Source organism: Streptomyces sp. CNZ287 (assembly GCF_007827615.1).
Genome location: NZ_VISV01000015.1, coordinates 96,003 through 111,825 on the forward strand (window position 1 = coordinate 96,003; position 15,823 = coordinate 111,825).

Here is a 15,823-nt window from a genome sequence, read left to right on the forward strand (position 1 = left end):
GCGGCTCAGAACGCCCCGTGCCGCCCCTCCCCCGCGGCGAAGCGACCGGCCCCGGCCGCCGCCTCGCCGAGCGCGGCGGTGCCGTGGCGCAGCTCCGCCGCCATCGCCTCCGCCTCCGGCAGGCCGTGCTGCTCCAGCACGGAGGCGCGGTCGGCGCGCAGGCAGGTCTGCGGGAACCGGGCGATCTCCGCGGCCAGTTCCTCGGCCGCGGCGCGCGCCTGACCGGTCGGCACGAGCCGGTTGGCGAGCCCCATCTCGTACGCCTCGGGGGCCGGGACGGGGCGGCCGGTGAGGATGAGGTCGAGGGCGCGGCCGGTGCCGACGAGCCGCGGCAGGCGTACGGTGCCGCCGTCGATCAGCGGCACGCCCCAGCGGCGGCAGAAGACGCCGAACACCGCGTCCTCCTCCGCCACCCGCAGGTCGCACCAGAGCGCCAGCTCCAGCCCGCCGGCGACGGCGTGCCCGCTGACGGCGGCGATGACGGGTTTGGTCAGGCGCATCCGGGTGGGGCCCATGGGCCCGTCGCCGTCGGGCGCGACGCGGTTGCCCGAGGGGCTGCCGACGGCCTTGAGGTCGGCGCCCGCGCAGAACGTGCCGCCCTCGCCCCAGAGCACGGCGGCGCGGGCACCGGGATCGGCGTCGAAGTCCCGGAAGGCGGCGGCGAGTTCGGCGGCGGTGGGGCCGTCGACGGCGTTGCGGACGCCGGGGCGGGCGAGGACGACGGTGGTGACGTGGCCGGTGCGCTCGATGCGTACGTGTCCGCTCATGGCCGGACGTTACCAGCGCGTAGGGCGGCGGGAGTACGGGCCGGTGCGCCGCCGGTACGCCCGGTCCGTACCGTACGGGCCGGCCCCTTCGCTCAGGCCGGCCGGCCCGCGACGAGGTCCAGCGGCCCGCCGCCGTCCTCCAGCGCGCCGAGGCCGGCCCGCGCGATGGCGGCGCCGCGCGGCGGCAGCAGGTCGTCGAACTCGTCGGGTGCCGCCAGCCGCCAGTCCACGATCTCGGTGCCGTCGACCCGCACGCCTGCCAGGTCGGCGGCGTCCAGCACCCCGCCGTCGTACACGTACACGACGAGCGCGGGCGCGGGCCTGCGCGAGGCGAAGTCGACGGCGAGCAGCCGGCCCAGCGGCCGGTCGAGTCCGGTCTCCTCGCGCAGCTCACGCCGCGCCGCGGGGCGGGGGGTCTCGCCGAGGTCGCTGTCCACGCCGCCGCCCGGCAGTTGCCAGCGGCCGTCGTCGCGGTAGCCGGCGCGGACCAGCAGCAGCCGGCCCGCGCTGTCGCGCACCAGTGCGCCGGCGCCGACGAGCACGCGCGGGCGCACGGCGAGGTACGAGGACGGGTCCAGCGCGGCGGCGTGCTCCAGCTCCGCGCGGCGGCGTGCGGAGACGGCGGCGCACGAGCCGGGCTGCGGTTCGCCGCCGACGAGGTGGGCGACGGCGCCGGTGTCCCAGGCGTCGAGCGCGGCGCGCAGCCGGCGGGCGTCGAGGGCGGGCAGGGCCGCCAGAGCGGCGTCGCGGTCCAGCCAGCTCGTGGTGAGCCCGGCCGGGTCCCCGTCACCGGCGGCGCCGGGCGCGGCGGTCAGGGCGGCGGGCGGCGGCGCGGCCGCGTAGAGGTGGGCGAGCCCGGCGCGACCGCCGGCCGCGGGGACGGAGTCCACGGCGAGGAGCCGCCCGGCGGGCAGGTCGGCGCCGAGCGCGTCGCGCAGCGCGCGGGTCAGCGCCTCCTCCGGCGTCTGCCTGCCGGAGACGGCGACGCCCGGCAGCACGGGCTCGGCGTCGGCGGCCGGCTCGGCGGGCAGCAGCACGAGGACGCGTCCCGCGCGGTCCTGCACCACCGCGGTCGCGGTCACCGCGGGCCCGTGGGCGGCCTCGGCGTGCGGGGGCGGGCTGTCCGGCTGCGCGGCGGTCCCGGCGGTCGTGAGCATGTGACGGCTCCTCGGTTCGTGATGGGCGGCGGGCGGCCGGGCGTCAGCCGGGCCGGCCGCGTGCGTCAGGGTCTCCCGGAGACGAAGAGGTCGTCCGTGCCCGCGGGCCGCTGCCGCGCGAGCAGCTTCGCGGTCTGCGGCAGGTCGGCGCCGAGCCGGTCGTGGTAGCGGTGGTACGCCACCTCCAGCTCGGGGCCCATGGTGCGCTCCACCCGGCCGCCGCGGAGCGACGCGGGCGGGCGCTCGCCGAGCTGGTAGCGGGCGTGCAGCTCCAGCGCGTCGGTGATCCGCGGCTGCACCTCCGCGTACAGGTCCGTGCCCTGGTGGCAGGCGGTCTCGGCGATGTGCGCGGTGGCGGCGAGGGCGTGGCCGACGTGCATCAGGTTGCGGCACGCCTCCCGGGCCAGGCCCTCGGGGCAGGTGCGCTGGCCGAACCAGTGGGTGGTGATCTCCTCGGCGGTGTCGATCTGCCCGCCGGGCGGGGGCGTGGGCCGGGGCCCGTCGGCGCGGACGTAGAAGTACGCGGGCACGCGGGCGCGGAAGCGGCGCAGCGCAGCGTCGCAGGCGGGGCGGTCGTCGGGGAAGGCGGCGATGCAGGAGAGCCGGCCGTAGCGGCTGCGGCGCATCGCGCGGAACGCGCGGAAGGGTCTGTCGCCGTCCCTCACCCGGGAGCGTATGGCGCGCAGTCGGGGGCCGCTGACCAGCACCCCGGGGTGGCGGAACGGGGCCGCCTCGCGGTGCTGCCCGCGGGGCGGCGTCTCGGCGGGGCCGCCGGGCGCCACGACGGTGAGCAGCGCGAGGAGCAGGACCGCGAGGCGGCGGGGGAATCGACCGGGTGCCATGGCACACCTCCACCGTCAGACTCGAACGCCCGCTGTCCGTACGCATCCACAGTGGGGCCGAACGGGGGCGGCCGGGGGACCCCGTTCGGCGGCACGGTCCCGTCCGGCGTCAGCGCAGGTAGTTGTAGACCGTCGCCCGCGACACCCCCAGCAGCCCGGTGACCAGCCGGACCGCGCTCCTCACCTCCAGCAGTCCGCGGTCGCGCAGGTCGCGGACCAGCTCGCGGCGGTCTGCGGAGCCGAGCGCCCGGGGTGTCTGGCCGCGGGCGGCGGCGAACTCCTCCACCGCGGCGCTCAGTTCGTCCGCCGTACGCGCCCGCAGGGTCTCGGTCAGCGGCAGGCCGGGGTCCTCCACGGCGGTGAGCGCCTGGAGCGTACGGGCGGTGCGGTCGAGGACGGAGACGTCGAGGTTGAGGCAGAGGGCCGCGACGTAGGCGCCGGAGGAGTTCCGGATGCCGATCGACGTGCTCTTCGCGGGCCGGCCGTCGGGGAAGCGGTTGGGGTAGTTCTGGATGACCTCGGGGTAGTCCGGGTCCTCGATCCGGGCGAGGCCCAGCTCGGTGGCGGGGTCGCCGGGACCGCGGCCGGAGAGCGGGTTCTCGATGGTACGGACCGCGTGCCGCGGGTCGCGCAGGTCGTGCAGGACGACCTCGCAGACGCCGGGGAACATCCGGCCCAGGGCGGTGACGATCTTCTCGGCCTCGCGCAGCAGCAGTTCGTCCTCGGTGCTCATGCGCCGCCCCCGAACACCCCGGCGAGCACCGGCGCCGCCTTCAGCCCGGTGCCGGTGAGCAGCACGGCCGTCGTCTCGCCCGGCCGGATGGCGCCGCGGGCGCGGAAGACGTCGACGGCCGCGGCGGCGGTGGCGCTGGTCGGCTCGGCGTAGAGGCCGAGGGCGGCGAGGCGGACGACGGCGGCGCGGATGCCGTCCTCGCCGATCGCCGCCATGTCCCCGCCGGAGCGGCGCACGGCGCGCAGCACCTCCGGCAGCCGGACGGGCTCGCGGATGGCGGTGCCCTCGGCGATCGTCGGGGCGAAGCCGGTGGGTACGGGCCCGTCGGCGCCGGCGGCGAAGCTCGCGTGGATCGGGGCGCAGTTGGCGGGCTGGGCGGCGAGGATGCGGGGGCGGCGGTCGATGTGGCCGGCGGCGAGGAGTTCGCCGAAGCCGGCGTCGAGGCCGAGGACGGTGCTGCCGGCGCCCGCGACGGTGACGACGCAGTCGGGGGCGGCGAAGCCGAGGTCCTCCCAGAGTTCGTAGGCGAGGGTCTTGGTGCCCTGGAGGAAGAGCGGGTGCCAGTTGTGCCCGGCGTAGGGGACGGTGGCGGCCCTGCGTACGGCCTCGGCGGCGGTGGCGTCCCGGCCGCCGGGCACCAGCTCGACCTCGGCGCCGTACGCGCGGGCCTGCAGCACCTTCGCCGGGGAGGTGCCCTCGGGGGCCAGGATGCGGGCGCGGATGCCGGCGGCGGCGCAGTAGGCGGCGACGGAGGCGCCGCCGTTGCCGGAGCTGTCCTCGATGACCTCGGCGACGCCGAGCCGGGCGAGCGCGGAGATCATCACGGTGCTGCCGCGGTCCTTGAAGCTGCCGGTGGGGCCGAACCACTCCGGTTTGAAGAACACCTCGCCCCCGCCCCAGCGGCGGGCGAGCAGCGGGGTGCGCCCCTCGCCGAGGGAGACGGGCGCCTCGATGCCGAAGGGCAGGGCGGCGCGGTAGCGCCACAGGGAGCGCTCGGCGGTGTCGATGTCGTCCCTGCCGATCCCGGGCACGCCGCCGACCTGGAGGGGGGCGCCGTCGTCTGCGCGCCAGCGGAGGGCGTCGAAGGGGTACGTACGGCCGGATCGCTCGTCCACCAGATGAGTCATAGTGTCCAACCCTAGACGATCCGTCCAAGTCGTCGGGGACGCCGTTCCCGAACGGTCCCCCATGCCCCGGTGACGGCGGGCGCCGCGGTCACCACAATGGGCCGGGTCCGTGACGCCCACCCGGCCGGGAGGCCCGCATGCGGTTGCGCCGCCCCACCGTTCCCCTCGCCCTCGCCGCGATCCTCGCCACCGCGGCGGCCGCCGCGCCGCCGACGGCCGCCGGGACGGACGCGGCCGCGCCGCCGAAGTCCGCGGTGGCGACGGGCTACGGCGGCGCCGTGGCCAGCGTCGACGCCGACGCCACCGCGGCCGGGATCGAGGTCCTGCGCGACGGCGGCAACGCGGTCGACGCCGCCGTCGCCACCGCCGCCGCGCTCGGGGTCACCGAGCCGTACTCGGGCGGCATCGGGGGCGGCGGCTACTTCGTCCACTACGACGCGAGGAGCGGCCGGGTCGCCACCCTCGACGGCCGCGAGAAGGCCCCCCTTACCGCCGACGCGGAACTCTTCACCGAGAACGGCGCGGCGATCCCGTTCGACCAGGCGGTGACCAGCGGCCTGTCCGTCGGCGTGCCCGGCACGCCCGCGACCTGGGAGCAGGCCCTGCGGCAGTGGGGCACGACCTCGCTCGGCGAGGCGCTGGCGCCGGCGACGCGGCTGGCGGCGGAGGGCTTCACCGTCGACGAGACGTTCCGCGCGCAGACCGCGGCCAACGAGGCCCGCTTCCGCGACTTCCCCGCCACCCGGGAGCTGTTCCTGCCCGGCGGCGCCCTGCCGACGGTGGGCAGCACACTGCGCAACCCCGACCTGGCCGCCACCTACGGGCAGTTGGCCGACGAGGGCGCGCGGGCGATGTACCGCGGCGACCTGGGCGCGGACGTGTCGGACACGGTGCGCCGCCCGCCGGTCGACCCGGGCGCCGACCGGGTGGTTCGCGCCGGCGACCTGCGCCCGGCCGACCTGCGCGCGTACCGGGTGGCGCAGCAGCAGCCGACGCACGTCGGCTACCGCGGGCTCGACGTCTACGGGATGGCGCCCTCGTCGTCCGGCGGCACCACCGTCGGCGAGGCACTGAACATCCTGGAGGGCACCGACCTCGGCGAGCTGTCCGAGGCCCAGTACCTGCACCGCTTCCTGGAGGCGTCCCGCGTCTCCTTCGCCGACCGCGGCCGGTGGGTGGGCGACCCGCGCTTCTCCCGGGTACCGACGCGGGAGTTGCTCTCCCAGTCGTACGCGGACTCCCGCGCGTGCCTCATCTCCCCCGACGCGGTGCTCACCAGCCCGCTCGCCGCGGGCGACCCGCGCCGCCCGGACGCCTTCTGCACGGCGAAGGGCGCGCCGGAGGGCACGTCGTACGAGGGTCCGAGCACCACGCATCTGACGACCGCCGACAAGTGGGGCAACGTCGTCGCGTACACGATGACGATCGAGCAGACCGGCGGCAGCGGCATCACCGTGCCCGGCCGTGGCTTCCTGCTCAACAACGAGCTGACGGACTTCTCCTTCACGCCGTCCGTGCCGGGCGTGCCCGACCCTAACCTGCCGGGTCCGGGCAAGCGGCCCCGGTCCTCGATGGCGCCGACGATCGTCCTCGACGACGGTGAGCCGCTGCTCGCGACCGGCTCGCCGGGCGGTTCGACGATCATCACCACCGTGCTCCAGGTGCTGACGGGCCGGCTCGACCGCGGGCTGACACTGCCGGAGGCCATCGCGGCGCCGCGCGCCAGCCAGCGCAACACCGCCTCGACATCGGCGGAGCCGGGATTCCTCGGGCTGCCGGCGCGCGGTGAACTGGCGGAGCTGGGGCACCGGTTCACCGACGGCGGCGAGATCGGCGCGGCGACCGGCGTCGAGCGGCTGCCCGACGGGCGCTGGGTCGCGGCGGCGGAGCCGGAGCGGCGCGGCGGGGGCGCGGCGGCGGTGGTGCGGCCCGCCGGGCGGGACTGACCCGGGGCGGCGGTCACGACCGGGGCGGGGCGCGCGACGCCCCGCCCCGGTCGTCGTGTGTGCGGGTCATGTCCCGGCCCTTGACGGGCAGTTGGTACGTACCTAAGGTCACGGGCTGTCACGGTGTTCATGTGAACACTCAATGTTCATATATGCGAACGGATGGACCCCACCATGCAGGGCACCCCCACACCCGCACGCCATCGCCGCAGACCGCGTGCCGCACTGTTCGCCACCCTCGTCACGGCCGTCACCGCCCTGGTCGCCTCACTCCTCGCCGGGCCCGGCACCGAGCGCGCCGGCGCCGCGCCCGCGGCCTTCACCCACCCGGGAGTCACCGTCTCCCGGGGCCAGTTGGACTTCACCCGGGAGAAGGTCAACGCCGGCGCCCAGCCCTGGAAGGGCGCCTACGACCAGATGATGGGCAGCAGGTACGCGAGCCTCAGCCGTACGCCCAAGCCCCGCGCGGTCGTCGAGTGCGGCTCGTACTCCAACCCCAACTACGGCTGCACGGACGAACGCGAGGACGCGATCGCCGCGTACACCACCGCGCTGGCCTGGTACCTCACCCGCGACGAGCGCTACGCGCGCAAGTCCATCGAGCTGATGGACGCGTGGTCCGCGACGATCAGGGACCACACCAACAGCAACGCGCCGCTGCAGACCGGCTGGGCCGGCTCCTCCTGGCCGAAGGCCGCCGAGATCATCAAGTACACGTACGACGGCGGCTGGGCGAACGAGGGACGCTTCCGGGCCATGCTGCGCGACGTCTACCTGCCGGAGATCATCGGGGGCTCCAACTCCAACGGCAACTGGGAGCTGACGATGATGGAGGCGGCCGTCGGCATCGCCGTCTTCCTGGAGGACAAGGGCGCGTACGACCGGGCGATGCAGACTTTCCGCACCCGCGTGCCCGCGTTCGTCTACCTGGAGTCCGACGGCGAGCTGCCCCGGACGGTGCCGAAGCAGAACCTCGACACCCGGCAGAAGATCATCAACTACTGGCAGGGGCAGTCCACCTTCGTCACCGGGCTGACCCAGGAGACCTGCCGGGACTTCACCCACACCGGATACGGCCTGGCGTCGATCTCGCACGTCGCCGAGACCGCCCGGATCCAGGGCGAGGACCTGTACCGGACCGACGTCGGCGAGCGGCTGCGGCACGCGCTCGGCTTCCAGTCCCGCTACGAGCTGGGCGAGGCGCCGCCGGCCTGGCTCTGCGGCGGCAGCGTCGACCGCGGCCTCGGCCCGGTCACCGAGATCGGCTACAACGCCCTGCACCACCGGATGGGCATCGCCATGACCAACACCGGCCGCTACACCGAGCAGAGCCGGCCCGCCGGGGCGAACAACCTCTTCGTGGCCTGGCAGACCCTGACCCACGCCGAGAACCCGGCCTGACACACCACCGGCCCGCACGCGGGGGGCACGTGCGGGCCGGGGCAGGGGCGGGCGCGGCGGGCGGCGGCAGTGACGGTGCCCGCCGCGGGCCGCGGCCGGGAGGACCGCGGACCCGACGGGGGGACGGATCCGCGGCCGGCTCAGGAGCGGCGTCGGCCGATCCGCGTCAGCTGATGCGGTGCGAGCGGAAGAACCACGCCTGCTGCTCCAGGTCCTGCGTCGCGGTGATGAGCAGGTCCTGCGTGATGAGGTCGGTGTCGTCGGTGTCCGCCACCCGCTGCCGCATGCGTGCGGACGCCTTCTCCAGCATGTCGGTGACGTCGTCGATGACCTTCTGGTCGGAGATCTTCCCGGGCCCGATGTCGGGCAGCGGGCTGTTGGCGGCAATGGTCTTCGCCCGGCCGTCCGGGCTCACGCCCAGGGCCGCGGCCCGTTCGGCGAGGGTGTCGGCGTGCCCGCGGGCCAGCTTCACCATCTTGTCGAGCTGGAGGTGCAGCTCGCGGAAGAGGGGGCCGGTCAGGTTCCAGTGCGCCTGCTTGCCCTGGAGGGAGAGATCCAGCAGATCAACCAGCGCGCCCTGCAGCGCCTCGCCGGTGACGTCCAGGGCCTTCTTGTCGAGGATCGTGGTCATGTGTGGGCGCCTCCTTGCTCGTGCTTGTGGATCCCATCCTACATTAGACTTTGTCTAACTTCTTGTCAGGCTACGCCATTCGGGGACAAGGCGCCAAAGGCGGGGGCGGGGAGCGGCCGGGGCGGCGGTCGCGTACGAGGTCACGGAGGCGGCGGCGTACGCCCTCTTGTCCAACCGTATGGGCACTTCTATCGTTCGCTCAGGTCTCGGCGCACGGAAAGTGACTCAGTCATGTCAGAGCGCACAGGGCGCGGCAGGCACCGCCGCTACCGCCCCGGCCCGGTGTCGCGGGCCTCCCTCACCGTCACCGCGAGCGGCGCGGGGCTCGCGCTGCCGCTGGTCGCCGGCGCCGCCGCGCCGGCCGCGGGCACACCCGCGGACGCGCTGCACAGCCCGGCGAAGGACCGGGCGCAGGAGGGCCTGAAGCCGCCGTCCGACGGCGCGTTATCCGACCGCGCCGATACGGAGACGGCGGCGGACGGCAGCGCCGCCGCACCGCAGGGCGGGCGGGCCGGCACGGTCGGCAAGAAGCCCGGCCACCACGAGGTCGCCGCCGGGGAGACCCTGTCCGGCATCGCCGACCAGCACCGCGTACGCGGCGGGTGGCCCGCGCTCTACGAGCGCAACCGCGGCGTCGTCGGCGCCGACCCCGACCTCATCCTCCCCGGGCAGCGCCTCACCCTCCGCGGCGGTGCCGCGGCCCCGCCGAAACCACGCGCCGACTCCCCCGCGGCCGGGAAGAAGAAGTCCGGCGACGACGGGGCGAAGGCGGCCGGGACGAAGTCCCGCCAGTCGCAGGAGAAGGCGAAATCCGGCGGCAAGGCGAAGCCCGAGAAGGCCAAGCCCAAGGCCAAGCCGGCGAAGAGCAAGCCGGACCGGACCAAGCCGGACGCGAAGAAGCGGGCCCCCGCACCCCAGGCCGAGGCCGAGGCCGAGGCCAAGCCGAAGCCGAAACCCGAGGCCAAGCCCGCCGCCGATTACACCTCCCCGCTCGCCGGCGCCTCCATCGGCACCCCCTACGGCGCGAGCGGCAGCAGTTGGTCCAGCGGCTACCACACCGGGGTCGACTTCCCGGTCCCGGTCGGCACCGGGGTGCGCTCCGTCGCCGACGGCGAGGTCGTCAGCGCCGGCTGGGCGGGCGCGTACGGCTACGAGGTGGTCATCCGGCACCGCGACGGCCGCTACAGCCAGTACGCGCACCTCTCCGCGGTCACCGTGAGCGCCGGCCGGCCGGTCAACGCCGGGCAGCGCATCGGCCGCTCCGGATCGACGGGGAACTCCACGGGACCGCATCTGCACTTCGAGGTCCGCACCGGACCCGGCTACGGGTCCGACGTCGACCCTTTGCGCTACCTGCGCGGGCGCGGGGTGCGCATCTAGCCCACACGCGCACCGCGCTGACCTGGGGCTTGACGATTCGTCACGAGACTTCACGTACGAAGGCTTGACCCTGCCGCGCTCCGGGTGCTTAAACGTATCATCATGAAGAAGACGCGTCCCACGGTCCGCGACGTCGCCGCCCTCGCCGGGGTGTCCGTCGCGACGGTGAGCTACGTGGTCAACGGGCGGGACAACCGGATCGGCGCCGACACCCGCGAACGGGTGCTCGCGGCCGTACGGGATCTCGGCTACGTGCCGAACAGCTCCGCGCGCGGGCTGCGCAAGCGCCGCACCGAGCGGGTCTGCCTGGTGATCGGCTCGCTGGGCAGCCCCGTACAGGAGCAACTGGTACGCGATCTGCACGCGGCCGCGGAGGCCGACGGCTACGGCGTCCTCACCCTCATCGTCGACTCCCCCGCGCACGCCGCGCACGCCGCCCGGCTGCTCCGCCAGGGCCTGGCGGACGGCGCCGTCTTCTTCGACTCGGCGCGCCACTTCGGCGACTTCGGCGAGCTGGCCCGGGGCCGGCTGGCGATGGTCGTGGTCGACAACTCCGTGGCGCCGGACGGCTTCGACGTCGTGCGCACCCCGGAGTATGAGGCGTGCGGCGAGGCGCTGGACCACCTGCTCGCCGCCGGCCGCCGGCGGATCGCCTTCCTCGGCCACCGGCACGACCTGGAGCTGGGCGACCGCTCGGCGCGGCTGACCGCGTACCGGGACGCGCTGCGGCGGCACGGCCTGCGGCCGGACGGCCGGCTCGTCGGCGCCGGTGCCGACAGCCGCGTCGAGGGCTACCGCGCCACCGCCGCGCTCATGGCCCTGCCCGAGCCGCCGGACGCGCTGTTCGTGGCCTCCGACCGGGCGGCGATCAGCGCGATCTGGGCGGTCCGCGACACCGGCCGCACGGTGCCCGCGGACGTGGCGGTCCTCGGCGTCGGGAACCTGGAGGAGGGCTCGGTGATCCGCCCCGCGCTGAGCACCGTGGGGCAGCGGCAGATCGACTTCAGCCGCGTCGCCGGGCTGCTGTTCGAACGGCTGGCGGCGGCGGAGCCGCCTGCGGCCCGCGAGATCGTCCTGCCCTGGTCCTTCATACCCAGGGAGTCGACGTGAACGAGCGCGCGTCCGACGGGCGCATGACCAACCGAATGCACGGCGAGAGGAGCACCCGCATGTCAGCAAGGCCAGCCATCAACGGTCAGTGGATGACCCGGCGCAGGATGCTGGGCGTCGCCGGCGGCGCCGCCGCGGCACTCCCCCTGGCCGCCTGCGGCTCGGGCGCGCCCGAGGCCGAGCCGGGCGGCGGCGGGGGCGGCGGCACGTTCCTCGCCTACTGGAACAACGCGCACGAGTACGAGGCGTACAAGGACGTCGTCGCGCAGTTCGAGAAGGACCACGGGGTCACCGTGGAGCTGCAGAAGTTCCAGTGGGAGGACCTGCGCACCAAGCTGGTCTCGGACTTCCAGTCCGGCAACGTGCCGGACGTGGTGGAGGAGCCGGGAAGCTGGGTGCAGGAGTTCGCGCTCAGCAAGGACGCGCTGTCGCTGCAGAAGTATCTCGACAAGGACGGCACGAAGATCGGGTTCCCGGACGACTGGCTGGACGTCGCCGTCTCCGACAACACCCACGAGGGCCAGGTGTACGGCATCCAGATGCACTACACCTGCACGCTGCTGTTCTACAACCGCAAGATGCTCGACGACGCGGGCATCGAACCGCCCGCCACCTGGGACGACTTCCTCTCCGCCGCGCGCGAGCTGACCTCCGGCGACGTCAACGGCACGGTGCTCAACGACGGGCTCAGCTACTCCTACCCGTGGATGCTCCAGAACGGCGTGCACGAGTACGACGCGGACAGCGGCGAGCTGCTGCAGCCGCGCGCCGCCGCGATGGAGGCGATGCAGTTCCAGCGGGACCTCGTACACGAGCACAAGGTCTCCCCCAAGCCGACGACGTCCCTGGACGTGACGCGCGCCGCGAAGTTCTTCGCCGCCGAGCGCACCGCCATGATCCTCACCGGCCCCTGGGACATCCCGATCATCAAGCAGTCCAATCCGGACCTGGAGTACGGGATCGCGCCGGCGCTGACGGGCAAGCGGCAGTCGACGATCGCGGGCGGCACCACGCTGTTCATCCCCGCGCAGGCCAAACGCCCCGACCTCTCCTGGGACTTCATCAAGCGGATCACCGCGCTGAAGACCGAGACCGCGGCGACCGAGGAGTCCAGCATGCTGATGCCGCGCAAGTCGTGGGCGAAGGAGCCGGCGGTCCAGGAGAACCCGGACGTCAAGCCGTTCACGGAGGGGCTGCCGTACGCCGAGGAGTTCCGCACCGGCGTCTACACCACCGGCAAGGCGGGCGAGCTGGAGGACATCTACAAGACGCTCTACGAGAGCATGCTGATCGAGGGAGCCGGCGCGGAAGAGGCGTTCGCCGCCTACGACGACGCGGCCAAGAACATCCTCAAGGGCTAAGTGCACATGGCAACCCCGGCCGAACTCCCCCAGCTTCCGGAGCCCGTGGAGCTCCCGAAGCGCACCAAGCGCACCAAGCGCTCCCCGATCGCCCGGCGCCAGGCGCGTACCGCGTACGTGTTCCTGGCGCCGGCGCTGATCTTCTTCGCGATCTTCTTCTACTACCCGATCGCCGACATCCTCAACACCAGCATGCTGACGGGCCAGCGGACCGACGAGTTCGCCGGGTTCGACAACTACACCAACGCCTTCGAGGACCCCCAGGCGCGCAACGCCTTCAAGGTCACGCTCCAGTTCGCCGTCGCCACCACCGTCGGCGCCATCGTGCTGGGCATGGGCCTCGCGGTGCTCATCAACCAGAAGCTGCGCGGCAGCCTGGCGTTCAAGCTCGCGCTGCTGGTGCCCTACCTGACGTCGATCGCCGTGGTCGGCCTCATGTGGCGCAACATCCTCGACCCCGAACTCGGCATCCTCAACCGGATACTGTCCGACCTCGGCCTGCCCACCCAGGAGTGGCTGAACACCCACCCGGTGGCCACCATCGTCGCGGTGACGCTGTGGATGACCACCGGCTACACGATGATCCTCTTCCTGGCCGGGCTCCAGGGCATCCCGGACGTGTACTACGAGGCCGCCAAAGTCGACGGCGCCAACGGCTGGCAGCGCTTCCGGCGGATCACGGTGCCGCTGCTCACCCCGACCACGCTCTTCGTCTCCGTGATGGCCGTGATCACCGGGCTCCAGGCGTTCGGGCAGGCATACATCATCACCCGCGGCGGTCCGGGAGAAGCCTCCGACCTCTTCGTCTTCCACATCTTCGAGCTGGCGTTCCGCGCCCGCAACTTCGGCTACGCGTCGGCGCTCTCGGTGCTCCTCCTGCTCGTCATCGTGGCCTTCACGCTGGTGCAGTTGCGCATCGGCCGGGACCGGGAGGTGCAGCACTGATGACCGCCAGGACGTACAAGACGATCGCCTACGTGCTGCTCACCGTCGCCAGCCTGATCACCGTCGTGCCGCTGCTCTACACGGTCTCGCTGTCGCTGCAGACCGAGAAGGAGATGCTGTCCGCGGAGTCGGTGCTCTGGCCGGAGTCGCCGCAGTGGGGCAACTACTCCACGCTCTTCGAGGAGGCGCCGTTCGGCAGCTTCATCCTCAACAGCCTGGTGGTCGCGGGCGCGATCGCGCTCTCCCACCTGATCTTCGACCCGCTGGTGGGCTACGTGTTCGCGAAGTTCGACTTCCCGTTCAAGAACACGCTGTTCGTCGCGATCCTCGCCACGCTGATGATCCCGCTCTTCGTCCGCATGATCCCGTTGTACGTGATGATGTCGGACCTCGGCTGGCTGGACAGCTACCAGGGGCTCATCGTGCCGTTCCTCATGGACGGCTTCGGCATCTTCCTCATGCGGCAGTTCATCCAGCCCATCCCCGACGACCTCATCCACGCGGCCCGGGTGGACGGGGCGAACGAGTTCACCATCTACTGGCGGATCATCCTGCCGCAGTGCAAGCCGGCGCTCGCCGTGCTGGGCCTGTTCACGTTCGTCTTCCAGTGGAACGAGTTCCTCTGGCCGCTGGTCGTGACGACCTCGGAGCGGATGCGGACGATCCCGGTGGGGCTGACCCAGTTCAGCCAGGAGCAGTTCCAGCTCTGGCATCTCACCGCCGCGGGGTCGGTCATCATGTTCGTACCGACGGCGCTGCTGCTCATCTTCAGCCAGCGCTACTTCGTCCGCGGAATCGCCCTGACCGGCCTGAAGTGACCCCCCACCCGACCGTGCGGAAAGGACCCCGATGCCCGACCGGCGTCCCCATGTCATCGTCGTCTTCACCGACCAGCAGCGCTGGGACACGACGGGCGCGGGCGGCAACCCGCTCGACCTGACGCCCGCGTTCGACCGGATGGCCCGCTCGGGCACGTACGCGTCGGCGGCGATCACCCCGCAGCCCGTCTGCGCGCCCGCCCGGGCGGCGCTGCAGACGGGCCGGTGGCCCACCGGCACCGGCTGCTACCGCAACGGGATCCCGCTGCCGCGCGACGCCCGTACGCTCGCGCACCACTTCGGCGACGCCGGCTACACCACCGGCTACATCGGCAAGTGGCACCTGGCCGGCGAGGACCCGGTGCCGCCGGAGGACCGCGGCGGGTACCAGCACTGGCTGGCCTCCAACGTGCTGGAGTTCACCTCGGACGCGTACCGCACGGTGATGTACGACGAGGACGGCGACCCGGTGCGGCTGCCCGGCTACCGCTCGGACGCGCTCTTCGACGCGGCGATCCGGTTCGCCGCCGACCACCACGAGGAGCCGTTCTTCCTCTTCCTCTCCCTCATCGAGCCGCACCACCAGAACGAGGTCGACGACTACCCCGCCCCCGACGGCTACGAGGAGCGCTACACGGGCCGCTGGCTGCCGCCGGACCTGGCCGCGCTCTCCGCGGAAGGCGGCACCGCGCACCGGCACATCGCCGGCTACTGCGGCCAGATCCGGCGCGTCGACGAGGGCCTGGGCCGGCTGCTGGACGCCCTGCGCAGCATGGACCTGCTCGACGACACGATCGTGGCGTTCACCTCCGATCACGGCAGCCACTTCCGTACCCGCAACTCCGAGTACAAGCGCTCCTGCCACGACGGTTCGATCCGGGTGCCGCTGGCCCTGCATGGCCCCGGCTTCGCCGGCGGCCGGGTGCTCGACGCTCCGGTCAGCACCCTGGACCTGCCGCCGACCCTCCTGGACGCCGCGGGGCTCGACGTCCCGGAGGAGATGCACGGGCGCTCCTTCCTGCCGCTGGTCCGCGACCCGGATGCCGACTGGCCGGAGGACGTCTTCGTCCAGGTCAGCGAGTCCGAGTGCGGACGGGCGCTGCGCACCTCACGGTGGAAGTACTACGTCGTCGACCCGGCGGCCGACGGCTGGCGTACCCGCTCCGGCAGCAGGTACGTCGAGACGGCGCTGTACGACCTGGCCCACGACCCGTACGAGCTCGACAACCTTGTCGGGCTCGCCTCGCACCGCGCGCTCGCCGACGGGCTGCGCGCGCGGCTGCTGGCGCGGATCACCGCGGCGGGCGAGCCGGAGCCGGTGATCGAGGCGGCTCCGGACCGGCGCGCGATGCAGCGCCGGGTCGATCCCACCGTGCACGGATTCAAGCTCGACGGCGTGCGCTTCGGACACCAGCGCAAGCACCCCTGAACCCCGGTGGGGCGAGCCCGTGGCGGCCGCTCAGGCGGCCGCCATGGGCGGGCAGATGCAGCGGACGCGACCGCAGCGCGGGCACACCGGCACGAGCGCGGTGGCATGCTGCTGCTGGGGTTGGTGACAGGTCATCTCGGATCCTCCGCCCGGCTGTGAGAACGTGATCTCCTACT

14 protein-coding genes are annotated in these 15,823 nt (G+C 73.5%); 8 read left to right on the forward strand and 6 right to left on the reverse strand.

Annotated features, from left to right (window positions below; translation table 11 throughout):
* Positions 1 to 5: 5 nt before the first annotated feature.
* The 5 genes from FB457_RS24800 to FB457_RS24820 all read right to left on the reverse strand — a co-directional run bounded on the left by FB457_RS24800 (position 6) and on the right by FB457_RS24820 (position 4,626).
* On the reverse strand, positions 6 to 767 hold the full coding sequence (locus FB457_RS24800; protein ID WP_145783344.1) for a crotonase/enoyl-CoA hydratase family protein: 762 nt from the start codon (positions 765 to 767) through the stop codon (positions 6 to 8).
* Between the two features lie 92 nt (positions 768 to 859).
* Positions 860 to 1,924 (reverse strand): NUDIX hydrolase, encoded by a 1,065-nt coding sequence (locus tag FB457_RS24805; RefSeq protein WP_047020630.1) that lies wholly within the window; start codon positions 1,922 to 1,924, stop codon positions 860 to 862.
* Between the two features lie 65 nt (positions 1,925 to 1,989).
* Entirely contained in the window at positions 1,990 to 2,766 is a 777-nt protein-coding gene (locus FB457_RS24810) for an alginate lyase family protein (RefSeq protein ID WP_253911538.1), read from the reverse strand.
* Between the two features lie 109 nt (positions 2,767 to 2,875).
* Entirely contained in the window at positions 2,876 to 3,499 is a 624-nt protein-coding gene (locus FB457_RS24815; RefSeq protein WP_047019368.1) for a helix-turn-helix transcriptional regulator, read from the reverse strand.
* On the reverse strand, positions 3,496 to 4,626 hold the full coding sequence (locus FB457_RS24820; protein ID WP_186462044.1) for a pyridoxal-phosphate dependent enzyme: 1,131 nt from the start codon (positions 4,624 to 4,626) through the stop codon (positions 3,496 to 3,498). Before FB457_RS24820 ends, FB457_RS24815 begins: the two co-directional genes overlap by 4 nt.
* Before the next feature lie 137 nt (positions 4,627 to 4,763).
* Between FB457_RS24820 and ggt the strand changes: the two genes are divergently transcribed.
* Positions 4,764 to 6,572: a gamma-glutamyltransferase gene (gene ggt, locus FB457_RS24825; protein WP_145783346.1), complete on the forward strand. Its 1,809-nt coding sequence runs from the start codon at positions 4,764 to 4,766 to the stop codon at positions 6,570 to 6,572.
* A 162-nt stretch (positions 6,573 to 6,734) separates the two neighbouring features.
* Positions 6,735 to 7,973 carry an alginate lyase family protein gene (locus FB457_RS24830; RefSeq protein WP_486589126.1) on the forward strand — a complete coding sequence of 413 codons (1,239 nt, stop codon included), beginning with the start codon at positions 6,735 to 6,737 and terminating at the stop codon, positions 7,971 to 7,973.
* 166 nt (positions 7,974 to 8,139) lie between these two features.
* On the opposite strand, the gene FB457_RS24835 is transcribed toward FB457_RS24830, so the two are convergent.
* On the reverse strand, positions 8,140 to 8,604 hold the full coding sequence (locus FB457_RS24835; protein ID WP_047019364.1) for a Dps family protein: 465 nt from the start codon (positions 8,602 to 8,604) through the stop codon (positions 8,140 to 8,142).
* A gap of 282 nt (positions 8,605 to 8,886) precedes the next feature.
* Between FB457_RS24835 and FB457_RS24840 the strand changes: the two genes are divergently transcribed.
* The 6 genes from FB457_RS24840 to FB457_RS24865 all read left to right on the forward strand — a co-directional run bounded on the left by FB457_RS24840 (position 8,887) and on the right by FB457_RS24865 (position 15,647).
* On the forward strand, positions 8,887 to 9,984 hold the full coding sequence (locus FB457_RS24840) for a peptidoglycan DD-metalloendopeptidase family protein (RefSeq protein WP_145783417.1): 1,098 nt from the start codon (positions 8,887 to 8,889) through the stop codon (positions 9,982 to 9,984).
* Between the two features lie 102 nt (positions 9,985 to 10,086).
* Positions 10,087 to 11,094: a LacI family DNA-binding transcriptional regulator gene (locus FB457_RS24845; RefSeq protein ID WP_253911537.1), complete on the forward strand. Its 1,008-nt coding sequence runs from the start codon at positions 10,087 to 10,089 to the stop codon at positions 11,092 to 11,094.
* A 59-nt stretch (positions 11,095 to 11,153) separates the two neighbouring features.
* Positions 11,154 to 12,455, forward strand: coding sequence for an ABC transporter substrate-binding protein (locus FB457_RS24850; protein WP_253911536.1), 1,302 nt, complete (start codon positions 11,154 to 11,156; stop codon positions 12,453 to 12,455).
* Between the two features lie 6 nt (positions 12,456 to 12,461).
* Complete coding sequence (locus FB457_RS24855) at positions 12,462 to 13,400, forward strand: carbohydrate ABC transporter permease (protein WP_052770646.1); 939 nt, start codon at positions 12,462 to 12,464, stop codon at positions 13,398 to 13,400.
* On the forward strand, positions 13,400 to 14,218 hold the full coding sequence (locus FB457_RS24860) for a carbohydrate ABC transporter permease (RefSeq protein WP_047019362.1): 819 nt from the start codon (positions 13,400 to 13,402) through the stop codon (positions 14,216 to 14,218). Before FB457_RS24855 ends, FB457_RS24860 begins: the two co-directional genes overlap by 1 nt.
* A 31-nt stretch (positions 14,219 to 14,249) precedes the next feature.
* Entirely contained in the window at positions 14,250 to 15,647 is a 1,398-nt protein-coding gene (locus tag FB457_RS24865; RefSeq protein ID WP_145783348.1) for a sulfatase family protein, read from the forward strand.
* Positions 15,648 to 15,823 lie beyond the last annotated feature (176 nt).